Raw genomic sequence first — 25,286 nt, 5'->3', positions numbered from 1 at the left:
GGGGAAGCGGCGAAGGACGTAGCCGCGGTACGTCTTTAGGGCAGGTCTTCAGGGCAGGTCGATGATTCGGGGCAGGTCGCGGGCGAGCAGGGCCGCCTGAGTGCGGCTGGACACCTGCAGCTTCGCCAGCACGTTGCTGACGTGCGTCTTCACCGTGCGCTCGGCGAGGTCGAGGGTGCGGGCGATGTCCTGGTTCGCCATTCCCCGCCCGAGCAGGTCGAGGATCTCCCGCTCCCTCCTGGTCAGCGCTCCGGCCCCGCCGGCCGCGGATCCGGCGCCGGTGTCGGGGGTCCGGGGAGGACCGGCGGGCGCGGCCGGACGGCCGGGGCCGGTCCCGCTCCGCCCCCGGGGCCACAGCACCTCGGCCGCCGTGGCGCTGAGGGTGGTGACCCCGCCGTGCGCTCCCCGCACCGCGGCGGCCACCTCGGCACCGGTGGCGTCCTTGAGCACGAAGCCGTCCGCCCCCGCGGCGAGCGCCCGCTGGATGTCCGCCACGCGGCCCACCGCGGTCAGTATCAGCACTCGTGTACGGAGTTCCGGAAACCGGCCGCGGAGCATGGACAGCACTCGCGTACCGTCTGTCCCGGGCAGGTACAGATCCAGCAGGACGACGTCGATGGGATCCTGCGTGCGATCGAGGAAATCGAGCAGCGCCGGCCCGTCCGGTAACTGCCCGACCACGTCGATGTCCGGCTCGCCGCCGAGGATGAGGGACAGACCCTCCCGGACCAGCGCGTGATCGTCGACGATGACTAACCGGATCATCTGCCCGATGCTATGTCGAGGCGGGGCCATGATGGCGGGGAGCAAGGCGAAGTTGCCGACATATCGGTGCGGTGCGGTGCGACGGGCGCGGGTCCGCCGGCATATCGGTGCGGTGCGATGGGCGCGGGTCCGCCGGCATATCGGTGCGGTGCGATGGGCGCGGGTCCGCCGGCATATCGGTGCGGTGCGACGGGCGCGGGTCCGCCGGCAGTACGCGATGGACGCGGTGCGATGGGTCAGGGTCCGCTGGCAGTACGTGGTGGACGCGGCGCTGGGCGTCTCTCTCGCCGGACTGTTCGTCTTCGGCGGGATGACGGTCTCGCCGCTGCTCGCCGTCGCCCAGACCCTGCCGCTGGCCTGGCGGCGACGCGCACCCGGCGCGGTGCTGGGCGTGGTCGGCCTGGCCACCGCGGCGCACATGTCGATGGGAATGTCGCGTACGGCCGGCTACATGCCGGTCCTACTGGCGATTTACACGGCGGCGGCGAGCCGGTCGGCGGTGGTCCGGTGGGGCCTGTGCGGCCTGACCGCCGTCGTCGTCGCCGCCGCGGGCACGCTCCATCGCGACCTGGTCGAGGGCGTGCTGCCGGCCGTCGCCGCGTCCGCGGTCGCCTGGCTGGCGGGCGCCGAGCGCAGCCGCCACCTGCGGGAGCGTACGGCGCTCGTCGCGGAGAGCACCCGGCTCCGTCTCGAACAGCGGATCGCCGACGCGGAGCTGGCGGCGGCGGCTGACCGGGAGCGCCTGGCCCGCCGACTGCACGACACGCTGGCCCACACTGTCACGGTCATGCTCATACAGACGGAGGCGCTGCGATCCACCGCACGCCTGGAGCCCGTGGACGTCGACCGCGTCGACCGCGTCCTCGGCGCCGGCCGCGACGCGCTCGCCGAGGTCCGTGGCGCCATCGCCGAGCTGGACAGCCGGGAGACGTCGGCGTCCGCGGACGACCTCGCCGAACGCCTCGACCAGCTCCGTGCCGCGGGTCTCGACCTGTCGGCGGCGCTGCCCGAAGGTCTGGCCGGCCTGCCCGCCCCGGTGCTCGCGGTCGTGCACCGGCTGATCGGTGAGGCGGCCACCAACGCCCTGCGGCACGGTGGACCGGGTACCCGACTGGATCTGCGGGTGGAGCAGGACACCGGCCGGGTCACCGTCAGCATGGTCAGCGACCGGGGGCGGGGGGCGGGCGGGGCGCGGGCCGGGGCGGGCTACGGGCTGCGCAGCCTGGCCCGGGACGTGGAGACGTTCGGCGGCACCCTGGTCTACGGGCCATCGGAGGGCCGGGGCTGGAGCGTGGTCGCCACGTTCCCGCTGCTCGGCTCCGCCTGAGCCGTACCGGGCAGTGGCGATCATCGATAAGTAACCCCATTGGGGGTATGGATGGGTTGTAAATAGAGGCGACTGCTGTGGGCGACCCCGCGGACGGAGACGATCGAGACGCCCCCGAAGATCGTTGACGCCTACTTGAGCGGGTCGTGTCCCCAGTTCATCAGGGAGTATCTCCACGGGGTGTCATGGACGTCGCCTGACGGGCGCTGCGCGAGGTGGCGGCGGACGTAACCGGTGACCTCCCGCATGTGGGCGTAGTCCTCCTCGGACAGGTCGTCCGCGCCCTTCCGGAGGATCCCCATGATCCGGCGGCCGGACTCGTGGCCTATCGACTCACCGCGGCCGGACTTGTCCCCGACGGCCTTGGACTCCCGCGTGTCCAGCCAGCTCTCCAGCTCGCCGGCCGTCATGTTGACCGCCTGGTGAAAATCCGTGGCGATCTGCTCCCTGTCCTCGGTCATCTCGGTTTTCCTCCGCGCCGCCGGCGGCCGGTGCGTCCTTGCTCCGGTTGTCGCTCATACGCTCGTCCTACCCCCTTTATCGAATCGGTCATCCGGGGACGTACCTCCTTGACGCATCCACTCTCTCCGTATGTTGACGCCCCCGCCTCCCCGTACGGCTGCGCCCGCGGTCTCCCCGTACGGCTGCGCGGGATCGGAGGCGGCTTGACTTAAACCAAGGTTCACGTCGCAGGCTGGTCGCAGATCCCCGCCGGTGACGGCCGAGGGATCTCCATCGGCGATGAAAGGGATATCTGATGATTCTTGTCACCGGGGCGACCGGCAATGTCGGCCGGCAGGTCGTGTCCCAGCTCCGGGACGCGGGCGCCGCCGTCCGGGCGCTGGTCCGCGATCCCTCGTCCGCCGGCCTGCCCGAGGAGGTCGACGTCGTGCGCGGCGACCTGTCCGCGCCGGACACGCTGGAGGCGGCGCTGGACGGGGTCGAGTCCGTGTTCCTGGTGTGGCCGTTCTTCACCGCCGACGGCGCTCCCGCGGTCCTGGACGCGGTCGGGCGGCACGCGCGCCGCATCGTCTACCTCTCCTCGGCGGGCGTGCGCGAGGACGTCGAGAGGCAGGGCGACCCGATCAACCAGTTCCACGCCGACGTCGAGCGGCTGATCGAGCGGTCCGGGCTGGAGTGGACCTTCCTGCGGGCCGGCGGGTTCGCGACCAACGCCCTGGCGTGGGCGCCGGAGATCCGCGAGGGCGGTGTCGTCCGCGCTCCCTTCGGCGCGGCGACCAGGTCGCTGATCCACGAGCGGGACATCGCGGCCGTGGCGGTCCGCGTGCTGACCGGCGACGGGCACGGCGGGGCGAAGCATCACCTGACCGGGCCCGAGCTGCTGTCGACGGTCGAGCAGGTGCGCGCCGTCGGCGAGGCCGCCGGCCGCCCGGCGCGCTTCGAGGAGATCCCGGTCGAGGAGGCGCGCCGGCAGATGCTCGCCTCGGGCTGGCCGGCCTCGGTCGTGGACGGCATCTTCGACGCCCACGCGGGGATGGTGGCGGAGCCGGAGCGGATCACATCCACGGTGGAGGAGATCACCGGGGTGCCGGCCCGCACGTTCCGGCAGTGGGCGGCCGACCACGCCGGCGACTTCCGCTGACCCCGCTTCCGCACCCGCCCGCGTCGGGGAGGGCCCGCCGGTCACTCGTCGTCGAACTTCCGGGTGTCGCGGGGCTCGGCGTAGGGTTCCTCGTCGGCGGGCAGGCCCGCCTCGATGGCGCGTTCGCGGGCGAGCTCGGCGTCGAACTCGACGCCGAGCAGCACGGCGACGTTGGTGATCCACAGCCAGATCAGGAAGACGATGACGCCGGCGAGGGCGGCGTAGGTCTTGCTGTAGGAGCCGAAGTTGGCCACGTAGAACCCGAACGCGGCGGACGCGGCGATCCACAGCACGACGGCGATCATGCTGCCGGGGGTGATCCAGCGGAACCCGGGGTGCTGGACGTTGGGCGCGGCCCAGTACAGCAGGGCCAGGACCAGCGCCACGATGATCACCAGGACCGGCCACTTGGCGACTCCCCAGATCGCGAGCCCGGTCTCGCCGATCCCGAGGACCTTTCCGGCCTGTTCGGCGAGCCCGCCGGTGAAGACGACCGCGACCGAGCCGACCGCCATCAGGATCACCAGGACGGCGGTGATGCCCAGGCGCAGCGGCAGGGTCTTCCAGACGGGCCGGCCCTCGGGCATCTCGTACATGACGTTGGCGGCCCGCATGAACGCCCCCACGTAGCTTGAGGCGGACCAGAGCGCGACGGCGATACCCATGATCGCGGCGATCCCGGCGGCACGCTGGCTGCTCTGCAGGGCCTGGAGCACGGTGTCGATGGTCTGCCGGGCGGGGCCGGGGGCCAGGGCGCCCAGGTTGTCGACGAGCGACTGGGTGGCCGACTGGCCGAACAGCCCGAGGACGGATATCACGGCCAGCAGCGCGGGGAAGATCGACAGCACCGCGTAGTAGGTGAGCGCGGCGGCCCAGTCGGTGAGGTTGTCCTCCTGGAACTCCTTGACGGTGCGTCTGAGGACGCCCCACCACGACCTCTTGGGCAGCTCCGCCGGGCTGCCGGGCGCGGTCTCGCTCTCCGGCCCCAGGTCGGGCCCGCCTGCCGGGGGTCCGTCGTTCGCCGGCTGTTCGATGTCGTGATGTGCCATGCGCACCGTCTCTGAGGGGAGCCGCCGCCCCTGTCCGCAACGGGGGCGTCTTCGATGGAATACGGCGTTACCCTGGCCGGTCATCACCATTCATGAATCAGTCAAAAATGCAGAAAAAGCCATCCGTTCCTGTCGGTCCGCTGTCCCCTGCCACCCCCTGCGGACCTGTCGGCCCGCCCGCCGGCCGACAGTTCGGCGGGGGGCGAAGTGTCTGGCCCCTAAAGTTCGACATATGGAGCAAATCATCGCGCCGGAGACCCATGTGGACCGCCGGGCGCTCTTGGCGGCGGGCATCACCGTAGTGCTGTGGGCCTCGGCCTTCGTCGCCATCCGCAGTGCCGCGCAGTATTTCTCCCCCGGCGCCCTGGCCCTGGGCCGGCTGCTGGCGGGTTCGGTGGTGCTCGGCGTCATCTGGCTGGCACGACGCGAGGGACTGCCGCCGCGCGCCGCGTGGCCCGGCATCCTGGGCTCGGGGCTCCTGTGGTTCGGCCTCTACATGGTCGTCCTGAACTGGGGCGAGCAGGAGGTGGACGCGGGGACGGCGGCGATGGTCGTCAACGTCGGCCCGATGCTGATCGCCCTCCTCGGCGGCTGGCTGCTCAGGGAGGGGTTCCCGCCTCGCCTGCTGGCGGGGATGGCGGTGTCGTTCGCCGGCGCCGTCGTGGTGGGGATCTCGATGTCCGACGGCGGCCGCGCGTCGATCGTCGGCGTCCTGCTGTGCCTGCTCGCGGCGGTGACGTACGCCGGTGGCGTCGTCTGCCAGAAACCCGCGCTGAAGCACGCCTCGGCCCTGCAGGTCACCACGTTCGGCTGCTTCGTCGGGACGGCCGCCTGCCTGCCGTTCGCGGGCCCACTCGTCACGGAGATCGCAACCGCGCCGCTGCCGGCCACGCTGAACGTCGTCTACCTGGGCGTCTTCCCGACGGCTCTGGCGTTCACCACCTGGGCCTACGCGCTCGCCCGCACCACCGCCGGCAAGATGGGCGCCACGACCTACGTGGTCCCCGCCCTGGTGGTCCTGATGGCCTGGGCGGTCCTCGGAGAGGTCCCCGGCTGGCTGACCCTCGCCGGCGGCCTGCTGTGCCTCGCCGGTGTGGCCGTCTCCCGGGGAGGAGGGAAGGCGCACGAGCCCGGTAACGTGACCTCCACGACGTGATCAACAAGAGATCGGGTCCACCCCGATCTCTTGGACGGCTCGGGGAGACGTGGATGCGGGACCAGACGATCAGTGACTTCCTGGAACGGTTGGCCGGCCGGGTGCCCGCGCCCGGCGGGGGCGCGTCGGCCGCCCTGCACGCCGCCCAGGCCGCCACGCCACCGTCACGGTGTGCCACTCGCGTACGGCCGACCTGCCCGCCGTGACCTCGGCGGGCGACATCCTGGTCGCGGCCGTCGGCCGGGCCGGGCTCATCACCGCCGAGCACGTCAAGCCGGGTGCCGTGGTGGTGGACGTGGGCACGAACCCCACCGACGACGGCGGCCTCGTCGGCGACGTCGATCCGGCCGTGGCGGAGCGGGCCGGGGCGTTGACGCCGGTGCCCGGGGGCGTGGGGCCGGTGACCACCGCTCTCCTGCTGTGGCACACCGTGCAGGCCGTACGGGAGTAGGTCGCCCGGAGGCCGGTCGCGTCCGCAGAGGGGGTGCTGGGACCGGGCCGGTCAGACGGGGATCGAGACGCCGAGGCCGCCGCGGGTCTGCGCGCCGTAGCGCTCCTTCTCCCTGGCGAGGTCGAGGGGCTTGATGCCGCTGCGCCCGTTCAGCACCTCCTCGGTGAGCAGGTCGGCCGGGACCAGCCAGGACACCTCGAACTCCAGGCCGTCGGGGTCCTTGGCGTACAGGGCCTTGGTGGTGGAGTGGTCCGAGGCGCCGACCAGCGCGTCCATCTCGCCGAGCTTGACCGCGATCCGCTCCAGCTCCGCCAGGGTGTCCACCTCCCAGGCCAGGTGGTAGAGGCCGACGGTGGAGCGGCCGGCGCCGGACGCCCCGGCGTGCGGGCCGAGCTCGAACAGGCCGAGGTCGTGGTCGTTGCTTGAGCCGGAGGCCTGCAGGAAGGCGGCGCCCCGCATGCCCATGACGACCCTGAAACCGAGGGCCTCCTGGTAGAAGGCGACACTGCGCTCGACGTCGCGTACGTACAGGACGGCGTGGTTGAGCCGCTGGACCGGCATGGTTCCTCCCCTAAAAGTTGAACTCTCAAGTAGATTACCTCCAGATACTTGAGAGTTCAAGTAAGCTGTGATCGTGACGCGATGGCTGGACGATGACGAGCAGCGCGCCTGGCGTGCCTTCCTGACGGCTTCGCAGCTCGTTCAGGAGGAGCTGGACCGGCAGCTGCAGCGGGATTCCGGCATGCCGCACGCCTACTACGCGGTGCTGGTGAAGCTGTCGGAGGCGCCGGACCGCATGCTGCGGATGAGCGAGCTCGCGGCGGAGGTCAACTCCTCGCAGAGCCGGCTGTCCCACGCCGTGGCCCGGCTGGAGGAGCGCGGCTGGGTGCGGCGCGAGCGGTGTGCCGCCGACAAGCGCGTGAGCTGGGCGGTCCTCACCGATGAGGGGTTCGCGGCGCTCGCCGCCGCCGCTCCCGGTCACGTCGAGGCGGTACGGCAGAGCTTCTTCGACCTGCTCGACCCCGAGCAGCTCCACCGGCTCACCGAGATCTGCGCGGTGCTGCTGAAGAGGACGGCCCCCTGAGCGGGCCTCCCGCCTCCTGTCGGCCCCTCGTCGTACGGTTGCTCCCGACCATTCGGCTCAACAGGAGGACGCGCAACATGGCGGAGGCTTCTCTGACCAGTACGGACGTCGAGCGCGAGGCGAACCGCCTGCTCTTCAGGATCGTCCACGAGGTCGCGGTGGGACACGCCGGAGCGGACGTGTCCCAGGTGGTCGCCGTGCTCCGCCGGCGGCTGGTCAATGTGCCGGGCCTGGACGGCCACGGGCTCCGGCGGATCGCCGAGGAGATCAGCGTGGGCCGGGATCCGTCCGGGCTGTAGTCAGATCTCCTGGGGGATCAGCGCGGCTCGGAGGCCGGCCGGGCCGTGGTCGCGGCCAGATGGGCGCCGGGGTCGGCGATGATCCGGTGGATGACCTGTCCGGCGGCGCCCAGGGACGCGGCGTCGCCGCCGAGCCGGGAGACGGTGAGCTCGGGGACGGCGTGGCGCATCCGGGCCAGCCGGGCGGTCATCGTCTCGACGGCGGGACCGTGGATCCACGGGAACAGCGGGGCGAAGACGCCGCCCAGCACGACCGTCCCGGGGTCCATCAGGTGGACCGCGGAGGTCAGGGCGACGCCGAGCGCCCGCCCGGCGCGCTCGCAGGCGCGCAGCGCGCCGCTCTCGCCCGCCTGGAGGGCCGCCACGAGCTCGGGCACCCCGTCCAGTCCGGCCGCCCGCAGGAGGGCCTCCTGGCCCGCGTACTGCTCCAGGCAGCCCCGTCCGCCGCAGCGGCAGGCGGGGCCGTCGGGGGAGACGATCACGTGGCCCAGCTCTCCGGCGAGGCCGCGGGCGCCGCGGAACAGGGCGCCGCCGACCACCAGGCCGGCGCCGACGCCTATCTCCCCGGACACGTGGAGGAAGTCGCTCGGGCCCGAGCCGAACCAGAGCTCGCCCAGCGCGGCCAGGTTGGCCTCGTTCTCCACGGCCACGGGGAAGTCCAGCAGGTCGCCGACGCGCACGTCGTGCCAGCCGAGGTTCGGGGCGGCGTGGAGCAGCCCGTCGTCCACGGGGCCGGGGACGGCGAGGGTGGAACCGGCGACGGCCAGCCCCTCGGAACGGGCTTCGTCCACAACCCTGTGGGCAAGTTCTTGCAGGTGAGCAAGAGTTTCCACAGGCAGGGCGGCCCGGTTGTCCACAGCCTGTGTACGGCGCAGCCGGACCGAGAGCGTGAGGTCCACGACGCACACGGACAGATAGTCGACGTTGATCTCCAGGCCGAGTGCCGCGACCCGGTGCCCGCTGAGGCCGACCGCCGTACCCGGCCGTCCCCGCTCGCCGTCCCTCAGCGCGCCCGACTCGGTGACCATGCCCGCGCCGAGCAGGTCGCCGACCATCTTGGACACCGTGGTCTTGGTCAGCCCGGTGATCTCGGCCAGTGCCGCGCGGGTGATCGGCCCGCTCCGCCGGACCTCGCCGAGGACCACGCCGAGGTTGCGGGCACGCATCGAGTCATGGCGTACGGCCTGCGTCATGGAACACCCACCTCTTGACGATCCCACCACCTCGCCCCATATTAAGTCCATAAAATGGATTAAATCGGAGGGTCATCCATGAGTGACTACACGCCCAAGCCTGAGGACCGCTTCACCTTCGGGCTGTGGACCGTCGGCTGGCAGGCCCGTGACCAGTTCGGAGACGCGAGCCGGGCCCCGCTCGACCCGGTGGAGAGCGTCCACCGCCTCGCCGAGCTCGGCGCGTACGGCGTCACCTTCCACGACGACGACCTGCTGGCCGTCGAGCCGGACCGGGACAAGGCCGTCGAGCGTTTCAAGAAGGCCCTGGCCGAGACCGGCCTCAAGGTCCCCATGGCCACCACGAACCTGTTCACCCACCCGGTCTTCAAGGACGGCGGGTTCACCAGCAACGACCGCGACGTGCGCCGCCACGCCCTGCGCAAGGTGATACGCAACGTCGACCTGGCCGCCGAGCTCGGCGCGACCACCTACGTCTGCTGGGGCGGCCGCGAGGGCGCCGAGTCCGGGGCCGCCAAGGACATCAGGGCCGCGCTCAGCCGTTACAAGGAGAGCATGGACCTGCTGACCTCCTACGTGATCGACCGGGGCTACGACATCAGGTTCGCCATCGAGCCCAAGCCGAACGAGCCGCGCGGCGACATCCTGCTCCCGACCGTCGGCCACGCGCTCGCCTTCATCAACGAGCTGGAGCACTCCGAGCGGGTCGGCCTCAACCCCGAGGTCGGCCACGAGGAGATGGCCGGGCTCAACTTCGCGCACGGCATCGCGCAGGCGCTCTGGCACGGCAAGCTCTTCCACATCGACCTCAACGGCCAGCACGGCCCCCGGTTCGACCAGGACCTCGTCTTCGGCCACGGCGACGTGAAGAACGCGTTCTTCCTGGTGGACCTGCTGGAGAACGGCGGCTACGACGGCCCCCGGCACTTCGACTACAAGCCGCTGCGCACCGAGGACACCGAGGACGTCTGGGTCTCGGCCGCGGCCAACATGCGCACCTACCTGATCCTCAGGGAGAAGGCGAAGGCCTACCGCGCCGACCCCGAGGTCGTCGAGGCCCTGGCCGCCAGCAGGGTCGCCGAGCTGTCCGAGCCCACGCTGGCCCCCGGCGAGACGCTGGAGGACCTGCACCGCGACGACTTCGACGTCGACCGGGCCGCCGCGCGCGGCTTCCACTTCTCCCGCCTGAACCAGCTCGCCCTGGAGCACCTCCTCGGGGTCCGCGGATGACCCTCGTGGCCGGGGTCGACTCGTCGACCCAGAGCTGCAAGGTGGTGATCAGGGACGCCGAGACGGGCGCCCTGGTGCGGCAGGGGCGCGCGGCCCACCCGGACGGGACCGAGGTCGACCCGGCCGCCTGGTGGACGGCGCTCCAGGAGGCGCTCGCGCGCGCGGGCGGGCTGGACGGCGTCGAGGCCATGAGCGTCGGCGCCCAGCAGCACGGCATGGTCTGCCTGGACGAGTCCGGCGCCGTCGTGCGGGACGCGCTGCTGTGGAACGACACCCGCTCCGCCGGGGCCGCCCGGGACCTGGTCGAGGAGCTGGGCGGCCCGCTGAGGTGGGCCGAGGCGGTCGGCAGCGTGCCGGTCGCGTCGTTCACGGTGACCAAGCTCCGCTGGCTGGCCGAGCACGAGCCCGGCAACGCCCGCCGTACGGCGCGGGTGTGCCTGCCGCACGACTGGCTCACGTGGCGCCTGGGCGGGGAGTTCGTCACGGACCGGGGCGACGCCTCCGGGACCGGATACTGGTCGCCCGCGACCGGCTCCTACCGGACCGACATCCTGAAGGCGGCCTTCGGAGCCGTCCCCGGGCTGCCCCGCGTGCTGGGCCCCCGCGACCAGGCGGGCGAGCTGGACGTCCCCCGCGGCGGTCGGGGGCCGGTCCGGCTCGCGCCCGGGACGGGGGACAACATGGCCGCGGCCCTCGGGGTCGGGGCAGTGCCGGGAGACGTGGTCGTGTCGCTCGGGACGTCGGGGACGGCGTTCGCGGTCGCCGACGTCCCGAGCGCCGACCCCAGCGGCGCCGTGGCCGGGTTCGCGGACGCCACCGAGCGGTTCCTGCCGCTGGTGTGCACGCTCAACGCGACCCGGGTGCTCGACGCCGCCGCCCGGCTGCTCGGGGTCGACCTCGACAGGCTGGGGCGGCTCGCCCTCGAAGCCCCCGCGGGGGCGGGTGGGCTGGTCTGCGTGCCCTACCTGGAGGGGGAGCGGACCCCGAACCTGCCCGACGCCACGGGGTCGCTGCACGGTCTGACCCTGGGCACCTCCACCCCCGCCCACCTGGCCAGGGCGGCGGTGGAGGGCCTGCTCTGCCACATGGCCGACGCCTTCGACGCCCTGGGGCTGGACCCGGCCCGGGTGCTGCTCATCGGGGGCGGCGCCCGGTCGGAGGCCGTACGGCGGATCGCCCCGGCGATCTTCGGGCGGCCCGTGGTCGTGCCCGAACCGGGGGAGTACGTCGCCGACGGCGCGGCGCGGCAGGCCGCCTGGCTGCTCGGCGGCGGCGCCGAGCCCCCGGTCTGGGAGAGGGGCGGGACCGAGCGCTTCGAGGCCGACGCCACGCCGGACGTGAGGGCCCGCTACGCCGAGGCCCGTGACGGGCGCTGACGGCCGGTCCTCCTGGCCGTGGGGTCCGGCTGTGCCGAGGTCCGTGACGGGCGCTGACGGCCTGCCCCCCGGCCGTGGGGCCCGCTACGCCGAGGCTCGTGGACCCGTCCCCGCCCCTCCCGCCGCGGTCGCGGCGTCTCAGGGGTGGGTCAGGGTCGGGTCAGGGGTGCCGCCGGATGTGTGAAGGGGGCGCCCCGGGACAGTCTTGGCGCATGCTCGCGTTGAAGAGGCTCTACCCGCTGGTCGCCTGCGCCGGGATCGTGATGGCCGCCGTGGCCACCGTCATCGGTCAGATCGATCCGGATCCGTACCTGGACCCGCTCAATCTGACGATCAGCGAGTACGCCGCCCTGGACCGCGGGGGCGCGACCGAGTTCGCCATGGCCACCCTGGGGGTCGCCTCCCTCGCGCTGGTCGCGGGGCTGCGGGCGGCCAGGGCGCCGATCGGCGTGGCGGCGGAGCGGCTGATGCTGGCATGGAGCGCGGCGCTGGTCGTCATCGCGATCGTGCCGACCACCGCCCCGGGGCTGGCGCTGGACCTGACCGCCCAGGTGCACCGCTACGCGTCGATCGCCGCGTTCGTCGCCATGCCCGTGGCCGGCGCGCTGATGGTGACGCGGCTGCGGGAGGACGAGCGGTGGCGGGCGGTGGCTCGGCCGGTGGAGTGGCTGGCGCTGGCCGGCGGGTTCGGGCTGCTGGCGATCACCTACGTGGCGCTCCCCGGCGACCGGGTGCTGATCGGCCTCGTCGAGCGGCTCCTGCTGGGCGCCGAGGTCGCCCTGATCGGGGTGCTGGCCGTACGGCTGGCGCAGCTGACCTGGGTCCGGAGCGCGGCCCGCGCCTCACGCGCAGCTCTTGGCTGACTTGTCAGTTCTCATGACTGTTCATGACAGGTCACAAATAGGATACGAATACTGCTACCAGTCAGTGCTATCCTCGTCGGCGATCTAGAGATCGTCCGGAGGTCTCCCGCCCCGGCGCTCCGAGACCGAACCGCAGAGGTGACATGGCATCGAGCAGGTCCATCCGGTTCAAGATCTCGGTACTGGTGGCCATCCCCCTGACCTCGCTGGTCGCCCTCTGGGGCTTCGCGGGGACCGTCGCCGTCGGTGACTCCATGAGCCTGCTCGCCGTCGCCACGCTGTACGACTCCTTCGGCGGCCCGGGTGACGACCTGAGCAATGCCCTGCAGCGCGAGCACCTGCTGTCCGCCGAGTATCTGGCCGGCCGCTCGGAGGCCGACCGCGCCACCCTCGCCGGGCAGCGCACCGTGACCGACCAGGCCCGCGCCCGCTTCCGCCAGGCCACCGTCGCCGATTCGGCCCAGTCGGCCATGACCCCGGAGATGCGGGCCCGCTTCGACGAGCTGATGCACCGCGTGAACGCGCTCGACACGCTCCGGTCCAAGATCGACAACAACCGGATCGCGCCGGTCACGCTCACCAACGAGTTCGCCCTGGTGCCCGACGCCCTGCACCGGCTCTTCAACAGCATGAGCCTCAACAACGACCTGCCGCTCTACCGGCAGACACGCGGCCTCACCGTGATCATCTATGCCAAGGACTTCCTCAGCCGCGAGCGGGCGCTCGCGGCCGGGGCGCTGGCGTTCGGGCGCCGGATGACACAGAGCGAGCTGCGCCTGTTCACCCAGCTCTCCACCAAGCGGGTCTTCCTCATGGAGCAGGGGCTGCCGGAGCTGGAGCAGGGGCTGCGCAAGCCCTTCACCGAGCTGGCCGCCTCCCGGCTGTACGCCAGGTTCGCCGATCTCGAAGAGCGCCTGCTGTCCGGCGCCACCGTGTCGCCCACCGACTGGCGGGCCGCCACCGACGATCTGGAGGCCGCCTACCAGCGGTCCGTGACGGCGACCGGCGTCGCCCTCTACGACCGGGCGACGCCGTCGGCGGTGGAGGTCTTCTCCAGAGCCGCGATCGCCGGCGTGCTCGGGCTCGTCGCGATCGTCGTGTCGCTGCTGGTCTCCTACCGGGTGGGCCGCGGGCTCACCCGGGAGCTCGCCGACCTGCGGCGGGCCGCCACGGACCTCGCGGAGACACGGCTGCCCCGGGTCATGGGGAAGCTGCGCCGGGGCGAGAAGGTGGACGTGGAGGCCGAGGCGCCCCCGCTGGAACCGCTGGGCAGCACGGCCGAGGTCCACGACGTCGCCGCCGCCTTCGACAGCGTCCAGCACCGCGCCGTGGACTCCGCGGTCGAGCAGGCCAGACTGCGTGAGGCGGTCGCCCAGTCCTTCCGTAACCTCGCCCGGCGGAGCCAGTCCCTGCTGCAGCGCCAGCTCAAGCTGCTCGACGGGATGCAGAAGCAGGCAGAGGACCCCGAGGCGCTGGAGAACCTGTTCCGGCTCGACCACCTCACCACCCGCATGCGCCGCCACGCCGAGGGCCTGGTGATCCTCTCCGGCGGCGCCGCCGGCCGCAAGTGGCGCTCGTCGGTCCTGATGGAGGACGTGCTGCGCGGCGCCGCCGCCCAGGTCGAGGACTACGCGCGGGTGCGGATCTACCCGATGCCCGGCACCACCCTGGTCGGCAGCGCGGTGGCGGACATGATGCACCTGTTCGCCGAGATCATCGAGAACGCCACCGTCTTCTCCCCGCCCGGCGGCGAGGTGTCGGTCCGGGGTGAGCTCGTGGGCCGTGGTTTCACGATCGAGATCGAGGACAGGGGACTGGGCCTGACCGCGGAGAAGCGTGCCGCGATCAACGAGCGCCTGGCCAGCCCGCCGGAGTTCGACCCGGCCGAGACCGATCGGCTGGGTTTCGCGGTGGTCGGCCTGCTGGCCGCGCGCTACGGGGTGGGGGTGACGCTGCGGACCTCGCCGTACGGCGGGACCGGGGTGGTCATCCTGCTGCCGGAGTCGCTGCTGGGCGATCCGGAGCCGGTCGAGCCGCCGGAGCCGGCGCTGCGGGAGATCACCAAGCCCGTCGAGCCCGCCGAGCCGGTGGTCCCGGTCCCGGCGGGCCTGTGGAAGACGCCGCTGCGGCGCGGCAACGGCGGGCTGCCCCGCCGGGTGCGCCAGACGAACATCTCGCCGCAGCTGCGGCAGGAGTCCGCCCCGGTGGCCGAGGCGGAGGAGCGATCGCCGGAGGAGGCGCGGGCGTTGCTGAACTCGCTCCAAGCAGGGTGGAGGCGCGGGCGGTCGGCCGGCGAGGACAGCGACGACGACAGCGGTATTGAGCAGTGAACCGGGCCCGGCAACGGGAGCGCGGCCGCCAGGCCGGGACCGCGCGACCTGCGAGGGCCCACAACGAGCGTGACCATCAGAGGGGAAGGGGTTTTACCACGTGCCGGGCGAGCTTTATTGGCTTCTGGATGACTTCGTCACGAGTGTGGCGGATGTCTCGCACGCGTTGATCCTGTCCAACGACGGGCTGATGGTGGCCTCGTCCCGAGGGCTGAGCAAGGAGGACGCCGATCACCTGTCGGCCGTCGCCTCCGGGTTCCAGAGTCTGGCCAAGGGGACCAGCCTGCAGTTCGGAGGCGGAGCCGTACGCCAGACGATGGTGGAGATGGACTCCGCGTTCCTCTTCGTCACCTCCGCGGGCCAGGGGAGCTGCCTGTCGGTCATGACCACCGGCGCCGCCGACGTGGGCCTGATCGCCTACGAGATGGCCCGCCTGGTCACCCGCGTGGGCCAGCATCTCGCCACTGGTCCCCGGGTGGCCGGTCAATGAGCGACGACGTCGAGTGGGTCGACGAGGAGGCGGGACCGGTCGTCCGTCCCTACGCGCTCACCGGCGGGCGGACCTCGACGTCCTCCGCCGCGTTCGACCTGCTGTCGATGGTGGTGGCGACCGGGTCGGCGGTCTCCGCCAGTTCGCATCTGGGCTCGGAGCACCGGCGGCTGCTCGGCCTGATGAGGCGGACCCGGCCGATCGTGGAGATCGCCTCTGACGTCGGCCTGCCGATCGGGGTGATCAAGGTGCTGCTCGGGGACCTGCTGGACCAGGGCCTGATCCTGGTGCGCTCGCCGCTCCCGGCGGCCACGTCGCCCGCGGAGAGCCTGCTGAAGGAAGTGATCAGCGGCCTCCGGGCGCTGTGACTCCCGGAGGCCGGCGGGGAGAGGACGACAGGCCGGCGGTCCGCGGCGAAGCTCGCGGACTGCCGGGTCCGGTCAGCGCTGGCTCGCCGTGAGCACCTTGAGGGAGTGCTCCACGAGCGTCACCAGCACGTTCTTGGCCGACGCGCGGCGCCGTACGTCGCACAGCAGCACCGGCACGTCCGGGTCCAGGTCGAGGGCGATGCGCACGTCCTCGGCCTCGTACTGCTCGGCGCCGTCGAAGCAGTTGACCGCCACGATGAACGGCGTCCCGCGCTGCTCGAAGTAGTCGATCGAGGGGAAGCAGTCGGTCAGCCGCCGGGTGTCGGCCAGCACGACCGCGCCCAGCGCGCCGTAGGACAGCTCGTCCCACATGAACCAGAACCGCTCCTGCCCGGGGGTGCCGAACAGGTACACGACCAGGCCCTCCCGGATCGTGATGCGGCCGAAGTCCATCGCGACGGTGGTGGTGGTCTTGCCCTCCACGCCCTCGACGTCGTCGATGCCGATGCCGCGGTCGGAGAGCACCTCCTCGGTGCGGAGCGGACGGATCTCGCTGATCGCGCCGACGAGCGTGGTCTTGCCCACCCCGAAGCCGCCCGCGATGAGAATCTTGAGCGCGACGGGTTCGTCAGAGGGCCCGAAGTCCATTGATCACTTCCTTGAGAATGCGCTCGCTCGCCGAAGCGCGCCCGATCGAGATGAGCTGGTGATCCTGTAGGTCGCCGAGGAGGACGCGGACCACGCCCAACGGCAGGTCGAGCTCCGAGGCCACGTCGGCCACCGATGTCGCGGTGGTGACCAGGGAGAGGATGCGTTCCTGCTCCGGACCCGGCACGAACCCGCTGGACGTGACCGCGCCGGTCGCGGTGACCATCGCGATCAGGTCCAGTTCGTCACCGGAGGAGCGGGTGCGGCCTCCGATGAGCGCGTAGGGCCGGACGACCGGTCCGGCTTCCTCGTCCATCCACTGTGTCATCCGATCCCCGCGCCTTCGGCTGGGAGGACGGACGGCGTGTGTACTCCGTGTGCGCACGCCTCACTCACGAGAGGCCTTGGCGCGGAAGGGTGGAGATGTGCTGGCCGACCCGCTTGACCAGCATCGCCATCTCGTAGGCGATGTGGCCGACGTCGGCGTCGGAACTGCTCAGCACGGCCAGGCAGGTTCCCTGCCCGGCGGCCGTGACGAACAGGAACGCCGACTCCATCTCCACGATGGTCTGACGGACCTCGCCGCCGCCGAAGTGGCGTCCGGCTCCGCGCGCCAGGCTCTGGAACCCGGCCGCGACCGCGGACAGGTGCTCGGCGTCCTCTCGGCTGAGGCCCTTGGAGAAGCCCACGGCGAGCCCGTCGGTGGACAGGATCACCGCCTGGCGTACCGCGCCCACCCTGGTGGTCAGGTCGTCGAGGAGCCAGTTCAGCTCGCCGGTGTTAGTCACTTTTCCGGTCATTAGTCCCCCTTGTCGCCTGTCGTCTGGTGTGCGAAGTCATTCCCGTGCTCCTCGCGTCCGCGCCGCGCGCCCGCCTGGAAGGCGGAGAACAGCGCGCGGACCTCGTCCGGTGAGCGCTCGGCGCGCTCGGGGGGCTCAGGGGGCTCTGGCGCCCGCTCCGGCTCGACAGGCGCCGGAGGCTCCCGGAGCTGCGGGGCCAGGTTCGCCTGCCGTACCCGGCGGGGCAGGCTCCCCGGCCCGGTGGTCTCACGGGCGGGCTCGTGGGCCGCTGCCCCGGCGGGCCTGCCGGTCGCCTCGCGGGCGGGGCCACCGGCGCTCTCGCGGTCCGGCAGATCGGTCACCACGGCGAGGGTCGGGGCGGCGAGAGGCATGGAGGGCCGCGGGGCGGGAGGCGCCGTCCGCGTCCGGCGGGGCAGGCCCGACTCGGCGCGCTCGGGTTCGGGACGGGCGGGGTTCAACGCGGCGGGCGCGGGCTGGAAGAACTCCGCGGGCCGTTCGGTGAGCCGCTCGGCGGTGAGGGTGAGCGGCGAGGCGGTCTCGGCGAGCACCGTGCGGGGGATGAGCACGATGGCGGTGGTGCCGCCGAACGGCGAGCCGCGCAGGAGGACCTGGATGCCGTGCCGGGCGGCGAGCTGGCCCACCACGAACAGGCCCAGCCTGTCGCTGTCGGCGAGGTCGAACTCCGGCGGGCTGGCCAGCCGTTCGTTGATCGCCGCGTACTCCATGGCGCTCAGGCCCAGGCCCCGGTCCTCCACCTCGATGGCGAATCCGTTGGCCACGACGTCACCGCGCACGGTCACCGTGGTCTGCGGCGGTGAGTAGATCGTGGCGTTCTCGATGAGCTCGGCGATCAGGTGGGTGATGTCGGCGACGGCCGTCCCGTCGAGCGAGGCGTCCGGCATCGGCGGCACGTTGACCCGGGTGTAGTCCTCCACCTCGGCGATCGCGGCCCTGACGATGTCGACGACGGCCACCGGCTTGCGCCAGGCCCGGCCGGGCGCGGCGCCGGACAGGATGATCAGGCCCTCCGCGTGCCGCCGCATGCGGGTGGTCAGGTGGTCCAGCCGGAACAGGTCCTCAAGGCTGTCGGGGTCGGTCGCGCGGCGCTGCATGCTGTCCAGCAGGGTGAGCTGGCGGTGGAGCAGGCTCTGCTTGCGCCGGGCCAGGTTCACGAAGACCTGGCTGACGCCGCGGCGGAGGTTGGCCTGCCCGACGGCGGCCTCGACGGCGGTGTGCTGCACCGAGCCGAACGCGTGGGCCACGTCGCGGACCTCGATCGAGCCGCCCGCGACGATCGGCGGGGCCTCGGCCAGCACGTCCACCTCCTCGCCGCGCCGCAGCCGCTCCACGACGTGGGGGAGCCGTACGTCCGCCAGGTCCAGCGCCGCCGAGCGGAGCCCGGCCAACTCGGCGGCCAGGCGGCGGCCGAAGCGGACCGAGATGATGATCGAGGCGATCACCGCGATCAGGCCGATCCCGCCGGCGACCGCGATCCGGGCCATGATGCCAATGGCCACCGACTGGGTCCGGTCGGCCAGCATGTTGGAGGAGGCGATGTTGATCTGGTCGAGCCAGGTCGCGACCCCGTTCGTGGTCGCCTTCCAGCTGCGCGCCTCGGCGGGAAGGACATCCCCCGTGGCCTCGGCGACGACCTTCTCCAGCGCGACGAACTTCTCGAAGGCCGTGGAGCCGAAGGTGTCCCGGTAGGGGCCGCCCAGCTCGGAGTCCAGGGCGGACAGCCCGCGTGCGTGCAGGAAGCGCCGGGTGGAGGCGTACTCGGCGAAGGCGGTGCGCTCCTCCTGGGTCATCCGGTAGTCGATCAGAGCCCCGCTGATCAGCGCGTTCTCCCGGGCGATCATCTCGTGGGCGTTGCCCATCGACTTCATGGCCGCGGCCTGCTGGAAGATCGACAGGTCGGGGACCGCGGCGAGCTGGTCGTAGAGCAGGAAGACCGAGTCCAGGATCCGGTTGTAGTTCGACAGCACCTCCAGCCGGGTGTTCTGGCCGCTGTCGATGCCGGCGCGGATGGCCGGGAGCCGGTCGAGCTGGTGGAGCAGCGATTCCAGCGAGGAGCGCAGCTCCGGGCCGTGGGAGTCGTCGGCGAGGGCGGCGTCGCGGAACTTCTCGACCGATCGGTCGGTGCGGCCGCGCTGCTGGCCGACCCCGCTGGTGAGAACCCGGGAGGTGATCGCCACCGAGGACTGCGCACGCTCGGCCTGGAGCTGGAGCCCCAGATCGGTGGAGGTGACGCCGATGGTCTGGTAGACACTGTTCGCCTGGAGCAGGGCGGCTCCGTCACCGACGGTCAGATTGAGGACGAAACCCCACAGCGCGCTCAGGGAGAGCAGGGGTAAGAGCAGCAGCAAGAAGATCTTGAACCGAATCGACCGGTTTCCAGAGCCCATGCCCACTGGTCCCAACCTCTGAGTGTGCGGAGGCTCGCGCTGCTTGGGATTGATACGCCTCCGGAAGATCGCACAGGAGACTAGCACCGATAAGGTTTTTGCGCAGTGGAGGATCTGATGATTAGTGTGATTACCGGGGCTAGTGCCGGAATTGGCGCGGCCGCCGCCGTGGAGCTCGCCAGGCGCGGGCAGCAGGTTGTCCTGGTCGGCCGCGACCCCGCCAAGACAGCCCGGACGGCCGACCGGGTGAAGGCCGTGTCGGGAACGCTCCCGGATACGTTCACCTGCGACTACACCTCGCTCGAAGACGTGCGCCGGCTCGGCGCGGAGCTGCTCTCCCGATACGGGCGGATCGACGTTCTGATCAACAACGCGGGTGTCATGACCACCGACCGGACGCTCACGCGCGACGGTCACGAGACGATGATCCAGGTGAACCACCTGGCGCCCTTTCTCCTGACCAGCCTGCTGCTGGACCGGGTGACCGGCCGGGTGATCACCACCTCGTCCCGCGCGGGCAAGACCGGGCGCCTGGATCCGGCCGACCTGAACCGGGACCGGCGGCGGTGGAGCGGCTGGCTGCAGTACGGCGACTCCAAGCAGGCCAACGCGCTGTTCACGGTGGAACTGGCCCGGCGGCTCTCCGGGACGGGGGTGAGCGCCACCTGCTTCCACCCGGGCGTGATCAAGACGGAGTTCGCCGCCAGGACGTTCATGATGTGGATGGTGAAGAACATCCCCGGCATGGGCCAGACCGCCGAGCAGGGCGCGAGCACCATGGTCCACCTCGCCACCCACCCGGACGGCGCCGCCCATCCGGGCCGCTACTTCGCCGCGAGCGCCCCCGCGGCCGTCCCCAGGGGGATGTCCGACCCGGCGCTGGCCCGGTCCCTCTGGGACGCCAGCGCCGCGGCCGTCGCCGTCCCCACCGGGGCGTAGCGCCGCTCACACCATGCGCCGAGGCGGCGCCGGCGGATCGGGGCGGCCTCGGCCGCGCAGTTCGAGAGCGCCACGCCCTCGGCCGGGCCGAGAAGCACCACCGGAGCAGGCGCGGCGCGCTGACATCCGCCGTGTTCACGGGTGCACGGAGCATGGTCTCTGCGGAAAGTGCCGTGTTCACGGGTGCACGGAGCATGGTCTTTGCGGAAAGATGGCGCGATGAACGCTCCCGCGACCGGAACGCGCCTGCCCTGGCATGTCGTGCCCGAGCAGATCCGCCAGGCTGTCGAGACCCGGCTGGGGGGACCCGTCACCGGCGCGGTGACCCAGACCGGAGGGTTCTCACCGGGCGCCGCCGTACGGCTCACGCTGGCCGACGGGCGGCGTGCGTTCGCCAAAGCCGTCGGTCCCGAGCCGAACCCGTTCAGCGCCGACATCTACCGGGCCGAGGCCCGCATCGCCGCCGCGCTTCCCGCCGGGGTGCCCGCCCCGAGGCTGCTGGCCTCGTTCGACTCCGGAGGCTGGGTCGCGCTGCTGTTCGAGGACGTGGCGGGGCACTCGCCCGCCGACCCGTGGCGGGCCGACGAACTGGCGCGAGTACTGGGCGCTCTGGACCGGCTGGCCGTCGCGCTGAGCCCGTCCCCGATCCTCGCGCCGTCCGCGGAGCAGCGGTTCGATGAGCAGTTCCGGGGGTGGCGGCGCCTGGTCGCGGCCCGTGAGACAGGCGCGGACGACCTGGCCGGGCTCGACCCGTGGGCGGTGCGCCACCTGGACGCGCTGGCGGATCTGGAGACGCGGTGGCCGGCGGCGATCAAGGGAGACAGCCTGGTCCACGGTGACATCCGGGCGGACAACCTGCTGCTCACGGCCGACGAGGTGATGGTCGTCGACTGGCCGTGGGCGTTCGTCGGAGCCGCCTGGTTCGACGTGCTGCAGATGCTGCCCAGCGTGCGGATGCAGGGCGGCCCGCCGTCCGAGGAGCTCTTCGCCGCCCACCCGGTCGGACGGGACGCCGACCCGGTGGCGGTGACCACCGTGCTGGCCGCGCTCACCGGGTATTTCGTCCAGGCGTCCCGCCAGCCCGATCCGCCGGGTCTGCCCACCCTGCGTGCCTTTCAGGGAGCCCAGGGCGTAGCCGCCCTGGAGTGGCTGCGCACCCGCACGGGTTGGGCCTGAAGCATGCCGTGATCGCTCCTTTCCCGCGGCCGGTTCGACGGTCACGTCCACGGAGGTGGTGTAGGGGGGCCGCCGGTGGCGCGGCGACGCCGGGTGGGCCGTCCGGGGCGGGGAAGTTCCCCGGTCGGTCATCGGCGGTTCGCCGGGCGTTGGGCGGGGCCCGTTAACGTCCCGGGCCTGTGAGTGTCGCAACCCCGCTCCGGGTGTCCTTCCGCCCCTCGGCCGGCAGGGACCCCTTCTTCGACAACGCCAAGTTCCTGGCCATCACCCTGGTGGTCTCCGGGCACCTGGTCGAGGACCTGCGGGACGTGCCCGTCGCGCACGCGGCCTACTTCTACGTCTACCTGTTCCACATGCCGCTGTTCATCGTGCTCAGCGGCTACCTTTCGCGGAACTTCACCTTCTCCTCGGGGAAGGCGCGCAAGCTGATCGGCACGCTCGCCGTGCCGTACGTGATCTTCGAACTGCTCTACGCGCTGCCCCGCCTGGTCCTGTACGGCAGGCTGGACGTCAGCCTGCTCGACCCGTACTACCTGACCTGGTTCCTGATGTCGCTGTTCCTGTGGCGGCTGTCCACCCCGGTCTGGCAGCAGCTCAGACGGCCGCTGGTGATCGCCGTCGCGCTGTCGCTGCTGTCGGGGACGAGCAGGCTGCCCGACGAGCTGTCGATGAACCGCACGCTCGGGCTGCTGCCGTTCTACGTGCTCGGGCTCATGCTCCGGCCGGAGCACTTCGCGTGGCTCAGGCGGCGACGGGTCCGGATCGCCGGGGCGGTCACGCTGGTCGCCGGAGCGGCCGTGGCGCTGGCCGTGCACACCGAGGTCAGGACCGAGTGGATCCGCTGGCGGCACGCCAACGACGCGATCGGGGTGGACGACCTGACCGGCAGCCTGATCCGGCTGGCCATGCTGGCCGTGGGAGCGCTGCTGGTCGCCGCGTTCCTGGCGGTCACGCCGTCCCGGCGGACCTGGTACTCGGGACTGGGCACGGCGACCATGTACGCCTACCTTCTTCACGGCCTGGTGGTGAAGGTCGCCGAGCGGTTCTACGGGGACTGGGCCGCGACCCCGGCGGGCGTGGCCGCCGTCGCCGCCTCCGGGGCCGGGCTCGCCGCGCTGCTGTGCACCGAGCCGGTGCGGCGGGTGACCCGCTGGGCGGTCGAGCCCAGGATGGGCTGGGCCTTCACCCGGCTGAGGAGGCCCGGCTGAGCCGGCGCGCCCACAGCTCCCCGCTCACGCCGGGAGTTCCCCTTCCCGAGCTCACACCTGGAGCTCCCCCACCCGAGCTCACACCTGGAGCTCTCCGACCGCGCGGTAGGCGGCGGTGATCGCCGCGTCGGCGTAGGCGGCCGGCACCGAGTCGGAGTTGGCGATCGCGATCCGGCCGGCCCGACGGCGGGCCACGGCCGCGGGGAACGGCCCCTGGGGGTAGAAGTCGAGGTTCCACGGGGTGGCGTACTCGGGCGCGTAGCCGTGACCCCACCGGTTGACCGTGATCGCCTGGATGTCGCGGGCCGGGTCGAATCCGCTCGGGCCGAGCAGCCTGGTGAGCTGGTCGCGGATGCTGTACTCCAGGTAGTCGTAGGGCGTCTTGATCAGCTCGTGCCGCCCGGCGACCGAACCGCTGGCGGGCGACATGCCCGGCACCGCGGGGGTGGAGATCATGTGCACGTTGATCGGCTGGTCCGGGGTCCTCGGGCGCACGTACTCCCCGATGCTCACCGGGTGGTCGAGCTCGGCCACGCACCAGTAGGCGCCGGTGAAGCGGGTACGGCTGATGCCCGCCCGCCTCCAGGCCTCCCAGCCGCGGAGCTGGACCATCGAGTACAGCAGGGGCACCTTGACCGCCTTGCTCAGCGCGTCCTTCTGGTCGGCCGGGAGCTCGTCGACCAGGTAGGGGATCACCATGTTCCAGCAGGCCATGATCACGTTGGCCGCCCGGACGGTCCTGACCCTCTCCCCGTCGAAGTAGCCCACCGTGGCGGTGGTGGCCGTGGCGGGGTCGCCGTCGTTGGCGGCCGAGACCACCGGGCAGGACAGGCGGACCCGGATCTGGTTGCGCGGCAGGTCGAGCCTGCCGTAGTCGAACGTCGCGGTGCTGATCTCCTCCATCTCGGTGGCCGTGGCGAAGCCCGGGATCATCCGGCCGATCATCATCCGGACGATCGCCTGGTTGCCCTCGGGGAAGTGGTAGACGTAGGGGTCGTCCGCGCCCCACCCCTTGATCATGCTCGGCGAGTTGTACTTGGACGGCTTGGAGCGGTCGAGCCCCAGCCCCTGGAATCCGGGGTAGTCGTACTCGCCGGCGCTGCCCCAGGCGTCGATCGCGCCGAAGGCGTCGGAGCCGTAGCCCCACTCGTCGTTCGGCATGGTCTGGACGTATCGCAGCACGTCGGGATGGACCTTGCAGACGTCCCTGAGGAACTCCGCGTAGGTCAGCCCGGCCAGGCGTTCCTTCTTCCGGTCGTCCGACAGGCCGGGGAACCAGTCCGGCGGATGCCCGTAGAGCATGAGCAGGTCCTTCCTGGCCTGCTCGGCGACGGGCAGTTCGGCGATCCACTGCGGGGCCTTCCTGCCCGGGGTGAAGACGACGAGCTTCTCCTGAGGGAAGGTCTCCCGGTCGCAGAAGACGCTGTCGTACATCTTCAGGCCGGTGTAGAGCGCCTGGTCGAAGTACTCCTCGAACCTGCGGACCCGCACCCCGATCTTGTCGAGCAGGTCCTTTCCCTCGGGAGTCCACACCGAGGGCGCCTCAATGGACTGCGATCCGCCGTACCCGATCAGCGGCCCCTTGCGGCCGGCCGGGTGGAACTCGTTGCGCCGGGCATGCCCGCCGACCTCGTCGTGGTTGTCCAGGATCAGGATCCGCGCGTCCGGGGCGCGCTCCAGCCAGCGGTGGGCCGCGGTGACGCCGCTGATCCCCGCGCCGACCACGACCAGGTCGTAGCGCTCGCCGGTGGGTTCGGGCGCGCCCGCCTGGTCCCAGAACCGGTTGTCGCGGAGGGCGTGGGGCACGCTCAGCGCGTGGGAGGTGTTGCCCTGCATCCCGGTGAGGACCGGCGGGTAGTCGATCTCAGAGGGGACCTTCAGGCGCTTCGTGCCGATGGTGTTCGGCCGGCCCGCGCCGGGGCCGGCGCACCCCGTCAGCGAGCCCAGCGCCGCGACCCCCGCCACCGTGGCCACGCCGTCGAAGAAGTCACGGCGGGAGATGGGCCGGTCCATGCCCAGTTCGCGGGCCTTGCGTGGAGTGATCTCCTGGGGATCGGTCATGGGGCGATCATCACGATCAGGAGGAAAGGCGGTGGTCGTCACGCGCGGTTTCCGGCAACTTTTTGCCCGCCGTATTGGAACGCCATTCACGATATTCACCGAATGGGCGTCATGGTGCGCGAGCCGGGAACGCGCCGTACGGGAGGGGAGAACAGGTGGCGTTCGTAATCATATTAATGGCTTGGCGGAGAATGCCGGTCCTCGTCGCTCCGGAACGCGCCCACATCCGTCCCGACGCGCCCGCCCGTCCGCACGGACACGGTACCGGGGGGCGGGGCGGAGGGCCGGATGGATTGCCGTCCGGCACAGGAACGTTATGTCGATAGCGCTCGTTGTCGGTAAGAAGATGAAGCATATGGATTTGCACTGACGATCCGGTAACGCCTATCCAGCGCCATAGCGGGTGGTGAAGCGGGACATGTCGCGGTAGCGTCCGTATTTGGGGTTTTGGTTAATGACGTGACG

General features: G+C 71.7%; 26 protein-coding genes. 16 read left to right on the top strand and 10 right to left on the bottom strand.

Annotation, left to right across the window (positions count from 1 at the left end):
* Positions 1-48: 48 nt before the first annotated feature.
* Positions 49-765, bottom strand: coding sequence for a response regulator (locus tag BM085_RS23395; protein WP_093889065.1), 717 nt, complete (start codon positions 763-765; stop codon positions 49-51).
* A 184-nt stretch (positions 766-949) separates the two neighbouring features.
* Here BM085_RS23395 and BM085_RS23390 point away from each other — a divergent pair, with 184 nt between their 5' ends.
* Positions 950-2,092, top strand: coding sequence for a sensor histidine kinase (locus BM085_RS23390; protein WP_177245229.1), 1,143 nt, complete (start codon positions 950-952; stop codon positions 2,090-2,092).
* Positions 2,093-2,223: 131 nt separating this feature from the next.
* Here the strand turns inward: BM085_RS23390 and BM085_RS23385 are convergent, their stop codons facing one another.
* Positions 2,224-2,553 carry a DUF3140 domain-containing protein gene (locus tag BM085_RS23385; protein ID WP_093889063.1) on the bottom strand — a complete coding sequence of 110 codons (330 nt, stop codon included), beginning with the start codon at positions 2,551-2,553 and terminating at the stop codon, positions 2,224-2,226.
* 296 nt (positions 2,554-2,849) lie between these two features.
* Between BM085_RS23385 and BM085_RS23380 the strand changes: the two genes are divergently transcribed.
* Positions 2,850-3,695, top strand: a complete 846-nt coding sequence (locus tag BM085_RS23380; RefSeq protein ID WP_093889062.1) for an NAD(P)H-binding protein — start codon at positions 2,850-2,852, stop codon at positions 3,693-3,695.
* A gap of 41 nt (positions 3,696-3,736) precedes the next feature.
* Here BM085_RS23380 and BM085_RS23375 read toward each other — a convergent pair whose 3' ends face one another.
* Entirely contained in the window at positions 3,737-4,744 is a 1,008-nt protein-coding gene (locus BM085_RS23375; protein WP_093889061.1) for a YihY/virulence factor BrkB family protein, read from the bottom strand.
* A 232-nt stretch (positions 4,745-4,976) separates the two neighbouring features.
* Between BM085_RS23375 and BM085_RS23370 the strand changes: the two genes are divergently transcribed.
* The 3 genes from BM085_RS23370 to BM085_RS23365 are packed head-to-tail and all read left to right on the top strand — an operon-like array spanning position 4,977 to position 6,351.
* Positions 4,977-5,900 carry a DMT family transporter gene (locus tag BM085_RS23370; protein ID WP_177245228.1) on the top strand — a complete coding sequence of 308 codons (924 nt, stop codon included), beginning with the start codon at positions 4,977-4,979 and terminating at the stop codon, positions 5,898-5,900.
* A gap of 53 nt (positions 5,901-5,953) precedes the next feature.
* Positions 5,954-6,106: a cyclodeaminase/cyclohydrolase family protein gene (locus BM085_RS43305; RefSeq protein WP_218158804.1), complete on the top strand. Its 153-nt coding sequence runs from the start codon at positions 5,954-5,956 to the stop codon at positions 6,104-6,106.
* Positions 6,070-6,351, top strand: a complete 282-nt coding sequence (locus BM085_RS23365) for a hypothetical protein (protein ID WP_425443276.1) — start codon at positions 6,070-6,072, stop codon at positions 6,349-6,351. Before BM085_RS43305 ends, BM085_RS23365 begins: the two co-directional genes overlap by 37 nt.
* Before the next feature lie 51 nt (positions 6,352-6,402).
* Here the strand turns inward: BM085_RS23365 and BM085_RS23360 are convergent, their stop codons facing one another.
* Positions 6,403-6,912, bottom strand: coding sequence for a VOC family protein (locus tag BM085_RS23360; protein ID WP_093889060.1), 510 nt, complete (start codon positions 6,910-6,912; stop codon positions 6,403-6,405).
* A gap of 73 nt (positions 6,913-6,985) precedes the next feature.
* Between BM085_RS23360 and BM085_RS23355 the strand changes: the two genes are divergently transcribed.
* On the top strand, positions 6,986-7,435 hold the full coding sequence (locus BM085_RS23355; RefSeq protein ID WP_093889132.1) for a MarR family winged helix-turn-helix transcriptional regulator: 450 nt from the start codon (positions 6,986-6,988) through the stop codon (positions 7,433-7,435).
* Positions 7,436-7,512: 77 nt separating this feature from the next.
* Positions 7,513-7,734 carry a hypothetical protein gene (locus BM085_RS23350; RefSeq protein ID WP_093889059.1) on the top strand — a complete coding sequence of 74 codons (222 nt, stop codon included), beginning with the start codon at positions 7,513-7,515 and terminating at the stop codon, positions 7,732-7,734.
* Between the two features lie 17 nt (positions 7,735-7,751).
* On the opposite strand, the gene BM085_RS23345 is transcribed toward BM085_RS23350, so the two are convergent.
* Complete coding sequence (locus BM085_RS23345; protein WP_093889058.1) at positions 7,752-8,927, bottom strand: ROK family transcriptional regulator; 1,176 nt, start codon at positions 8,925-8,927, stop codon at positions 7,752-7,754.
* Positions 8,928-9,005: 78 nt separating this feature from the next.
* Between BM085_RS23345 and xylA the strand changes: the two genes are divergently transcribed.
* The 6 genes from xylA (at position 9,006) to BM085_RS23315 (ending at position 15,584) form a co-directional block, all read left to right on the top strand.
* Positions 9,006-10,157: a xylose isomerase gene (gene xylA / locus BM085_RS23340; protein WP_093889057.1), complete on the top strand. Its 1,152-nt coding sequence runs from the start codon at positions 9,006-9,008 to the stop codon at positions 10,155-10,157.
* Positions 10,154-11,533 (top strand): xylulokinase, encoded by a 1,380-nt coding sequence (xylB, locus tag BM085_RS23335; RefSeq protein ID WP_093889056.1) that lies wholly within the window; start codon positions 10,154-10,156, stop codon positions 11,531-11,533. The genes xylA and xylB overlap by 4 nt, the downstream gene beginning before the upstream one ends.
* 212 nt (positions 11,534-11,745) lie before the next feature.
* Positions 11,746-12,396: a DUF998 domain-containing protein gene (locus tag BM085_RS23330; RefSeq protein ID WP_093889055.1), complete on the top strand. Its 651-nt coding sequence runs from the start codon at positions 11,746-11,748 to the stop codon at positions 12,394-12,396.
* Positions 12,397-12,539: 143 nt separating this feature from the next.
* Positions 12,540-14,726, top strand: coding sequence for a sensor histidine kinase (locus BM085_RS23325; RefSeq protein ID WP_093889054.1), 2,187 nt, complete (start codon positions 12,540-12,542; stop codon positions 14,724-14,726).
* Between the two features lie 100 nt (positions 14,727-14,826).
* Positions 14,827-15,216 carry a roadblock/LC7 domain-containing protein gene (locus tag BM085_RS23320; protein WP_012887135.1) on the top strand — a complete coding sequence of 130 codons (390 nt, stop codon included), beginning with the start codon at positions 14,827-14,829 and terminating at the stop codon, positions 15,214-15,216.
* Positions 15,213-15,584, top strand: a complete 372-nt coding sequence (locus BM085_RS23315) for a DUF742 domain-containing protein (RefSeq protein ID WP_031163727.1) — start codon at positions 15,213-15,215, stop codon at positions 15,582-15,584. Before BM085_RS23320 ends, BM085_RS23315 begins: the two co-directional genes overlap by 4 nt.
* A 72-nt stretch (positions 15,585-15,656) precedes the next feature.
* On the opposite strand, the gene BM085_RS23310 is transcribed toward BM085_RS23315, so the two are convergent.
* The 4 genes from BM085_RS23310 to BM085_RS23295 form a co-directional block, all read right to left on the bottom strand.
* Complete coding sequence (locus BM085_RS23310) at positions 15,657-16,232, bottom strand: GTP-binding protein (protein WP_031163729.1); 576 nt, start codon at positions 16,230-16,232, stop codon at positions 15,657-15,659.
* A complete protein-coding gene (locus BM085_RS23305) occupies positions 16,213-16,560 on the bottom strand; it encodes a DUF742 domain-containing protein (protein ID WP_031163731.1) in 348 nt (115 codons plus the stop codon). Before BM085_RS23305 ends, BM085_RS23310 begins: the two co-directional genes overlap by 20 nt.
* 64 nt (positions 16,561-16,624) lie before the next feature.
* Entirely contained in the window at positions 16,625-17,032 is a 408-nt protein-coding gene (locus tag BM085_RS23300; RefSeq protein WP_012887139.1) for a roadblock/LC7 domain-containing protein, read from the bottom strand.
* A complete protein-coding gene (locus BM085_RS23295) occupies positions 17,032-19,437 on the bottom strand; it encodes a sensor histidine kinase (protein ID WP_143121034.1) in 2,406 nt (801 codons plus the stop codon). Before BM085_RS23295 ends, BM085_RS23300 begins: the two co-directional genes overlap by 1 nt.
* A gap of 117 nt (positions 19,438-19,554) precedes the next feature.
* On the opposite strand from BM085_RS23295, the gene BM085_RS23290 reads away from it, so the two are divergent.
* From BM085_RS23290 to BM085_RS23280, 3 genes are all read left to right on the top strand, one after another.
* Complete coding sequence (locus BM085_RS23290; protein WP_093889131.1) at positions 19,555-20,376, top strand: SDR family NAD(P)-dependent oxidoreductase; 822 nt, start codon at positions 19,555-19,557, stop codon at positions 20,374-20,376.
* A 219-nt stretch (positions 20,377-20,595) separates the two neighbouring features.
* Positions 20,596-21,552 (top strand): phosphotransferase family protein, encoded by a 957-nt coding sequence (locus BM085_RS23285; RefSeq protein WP_093889052.1) that lies wholly within the window; start codon positions 20,596-20,598, stop codon positions 21,550-21,552.
* Positions 21,553-21,731: 179 nt separating this feature from the next.
* Positions 21,732-22,760, top strand: coding sequence for an acyltransferase family protein (locus tag BM085_RS23280; RefSeq protein WP_093889051.1), 1,029 nt, complete (start codon positions 21,732-21,734; stop codon positions 22,758-22,760).
* A gap of 78 nt (positions 22,761-22,838) precedes the next feature.
* Here the strand turns inward: BM085_RS23280 and BM085_RS23275 are convergent, their stop codons facing one another.
* Entirely contained in the window at positions 22,839-24,821 is a 1,983-nt protein-coding gene (locus BM085_RS23275) for an NAD(P)-binding protein (RefSeq protein WP_245789597.1), read from the bottom strand.
* Positions 24,822-25,286 lie beyond the last annotated feature (465 nt).

Source organism: Streptosporangium canum (assembly GCF_900113865.1).
GTDB classification, from domain to species: Bacteria; Actinomycetota; Actinomycetes; order Streptosporangiales; family Streptosporangiaceae; genus Streptosporangium; species Streptosporangium canum.
The sequence above is the reverse complement of the archived record's forward strand: the minus strand, read 5'-3'. Positions and strand labels throughout refer to the sequence as shown.

What these genes read in the sequence shown, in the direction of transcription:
- BM085_RS23395 (WP_093889065.1), bottom strand. Translation starts at nt 765, where the DNA reads ATGATCCGGTTAGTCATCGTCGACGATCACGCGCTGGTCCGGGAGGGT.
- BM085_RS23385 (WP_093889063.1), bottom strand. Translation starts at nt 2,553, where the DNA reads ATGACCGAGGACAGGGAGCAGATCGCCACGGATTTTCACCAGGCGGTC.
- BM085_RS23380 (WP_093889062.1), top strand. Translation starts at nt 2,850, where the DNA reads ATGATTCTTGTCACCGGGGCGACCGGCAATGTCGGCCGGCAGGTCGTG.
- BM085_RS23375 (WP_093889061.1), bottom strand. Translation starts at nt 4,744, where the DNA reads ATGGCACATCACGACATCGAACAGCCGGCGAACGACGGACCCCCGGCA.
- BM085_RS23370 (WP_177245228.1), top strand. Translation starts at nt 4,977, where the DNA reads ATGGAGCAAATCATCGCGCCGGAGACCCATGTGGACCGCCGGGCGCTC.
- BM085_RS43305 (WP_218158804.1), top strand. Translation starts at nt 5,954, where the DNA reads ATGCGGGACCAGACGATCAGTGACTTCCTGGAACGGTTGGCCGGCCGG.
- BM085_RS23360 (WP_093889060.1), bottom strand. Translation starts at nt 6,912, where the DNA reads ATGCCGGTCCAGCGGCTCAACCACGCCGTCCTGTACGTACGCGACGTC.
- BM085_RS23350 (WP_093889059.1), top strand. Translation starts at nt 7,513, where the DNA reads ATGGCGGAGGCTTCTCTGACCAGTACGGACGTCGAGCGCGAGGCGAAC.
- BM085_RS23345 (WP_093889058.1), bottom strand. Translation starts at nt 8,927, where the DNA reads ATGACGCAGGCCGTACGCCATGACTCGATGCGTGCCCGCAACCTCGGC.
- xylA (WP_093889057.1), top strand. Translation starts at nt 9,006, where the DNA reads ATGAGTGACTACACGCCCAAGCCTGAGGACCGCTTCACCTTCGGGCTG.
- xylB (WP_093889056.1), top strand. Translation starts at nt 10,154, where the DNA reads ATGACCCTCGTGGCCGGGGTCGACTCGTCGACCCAGAGCTGCAAGGTG.
- BM085_RS23330 (WP_093889055.1), top strand. Translation starts at nt 11,746, where the DNA reads ATGCTCGCGTTGAAGAGGCTCTACCCGCTGGTCGCCTGCGCCGGGATC.
- BM085_RS23325 (WP_093889054.1), top strand. Translation starts at nt 12,540, where the DNA reads ATGGCATCGAGCAGGTCCATCCGGTTCAAGATCTCGGTACTGGTGGCC.
- BM085_RS23315 (WP_031163727.1), top strand. Translation starts at nt 15,213, where the DNA reads ATGAGCGACGACGTCGAGTGGGTCGACGAGGAGGCGGGACCGGTCGTC.
- BM085_RS23310 (WP_031163729.1), bottom strand. Translation starts at nt 16,232, where the DNA reads ATGGACTTCGGGCCCTCTGACGAACCCGTCGCGCTCAAGATTCTCATC.
- BM085_RS23305 (WP_031163731.1), bottom strand. Translation starts at nt 16,560, where the DNA reads ATGACACAGTGGATGGACGAGGAAGCCGGACCGGTCGTCCGGCCCTAC.
- BM085_RS23300 (WP_012887139.1), bottom strand. Translation starts at nt 17,032, where the DNA reads ATGACCGGAAAAGTGACTAACACCGGCGAGCTGAACTGGCTCCTCGAC.
- BM085_RS23295 (WP_143121034.1), bottom strand. Translation starts at nt 19,437, where the DNA reads ATGGGCTCTGGAAACCGGTCGATTCGGTTCAAGATCTTCTTGCTGCTG.
- BM085_RS23290 (WP_093889131.1), top strand. Translation starts at nt 19,555, where the DNA reads ATGATTAGTGTGATTACCGGGGCTAGTGCCGGAATTGGCGCGGCCGCC.
- BM085_RS23285 (WP_093889052.1), top strand. Translation starts at nt 20,596, where the DNA reads ATGAACGCTCCCGCGACCGGAACGCGCCTGCCCTGGCATGTCGTGCCC.
- BM085_RS23275 (WP_245789597.1), bottom strand. Translation starts at nt 24,821, where the DNA reads ATGACCGATCCCCAGGAGATCACTCCACGCAAGGCCCGCGAACTGGGC.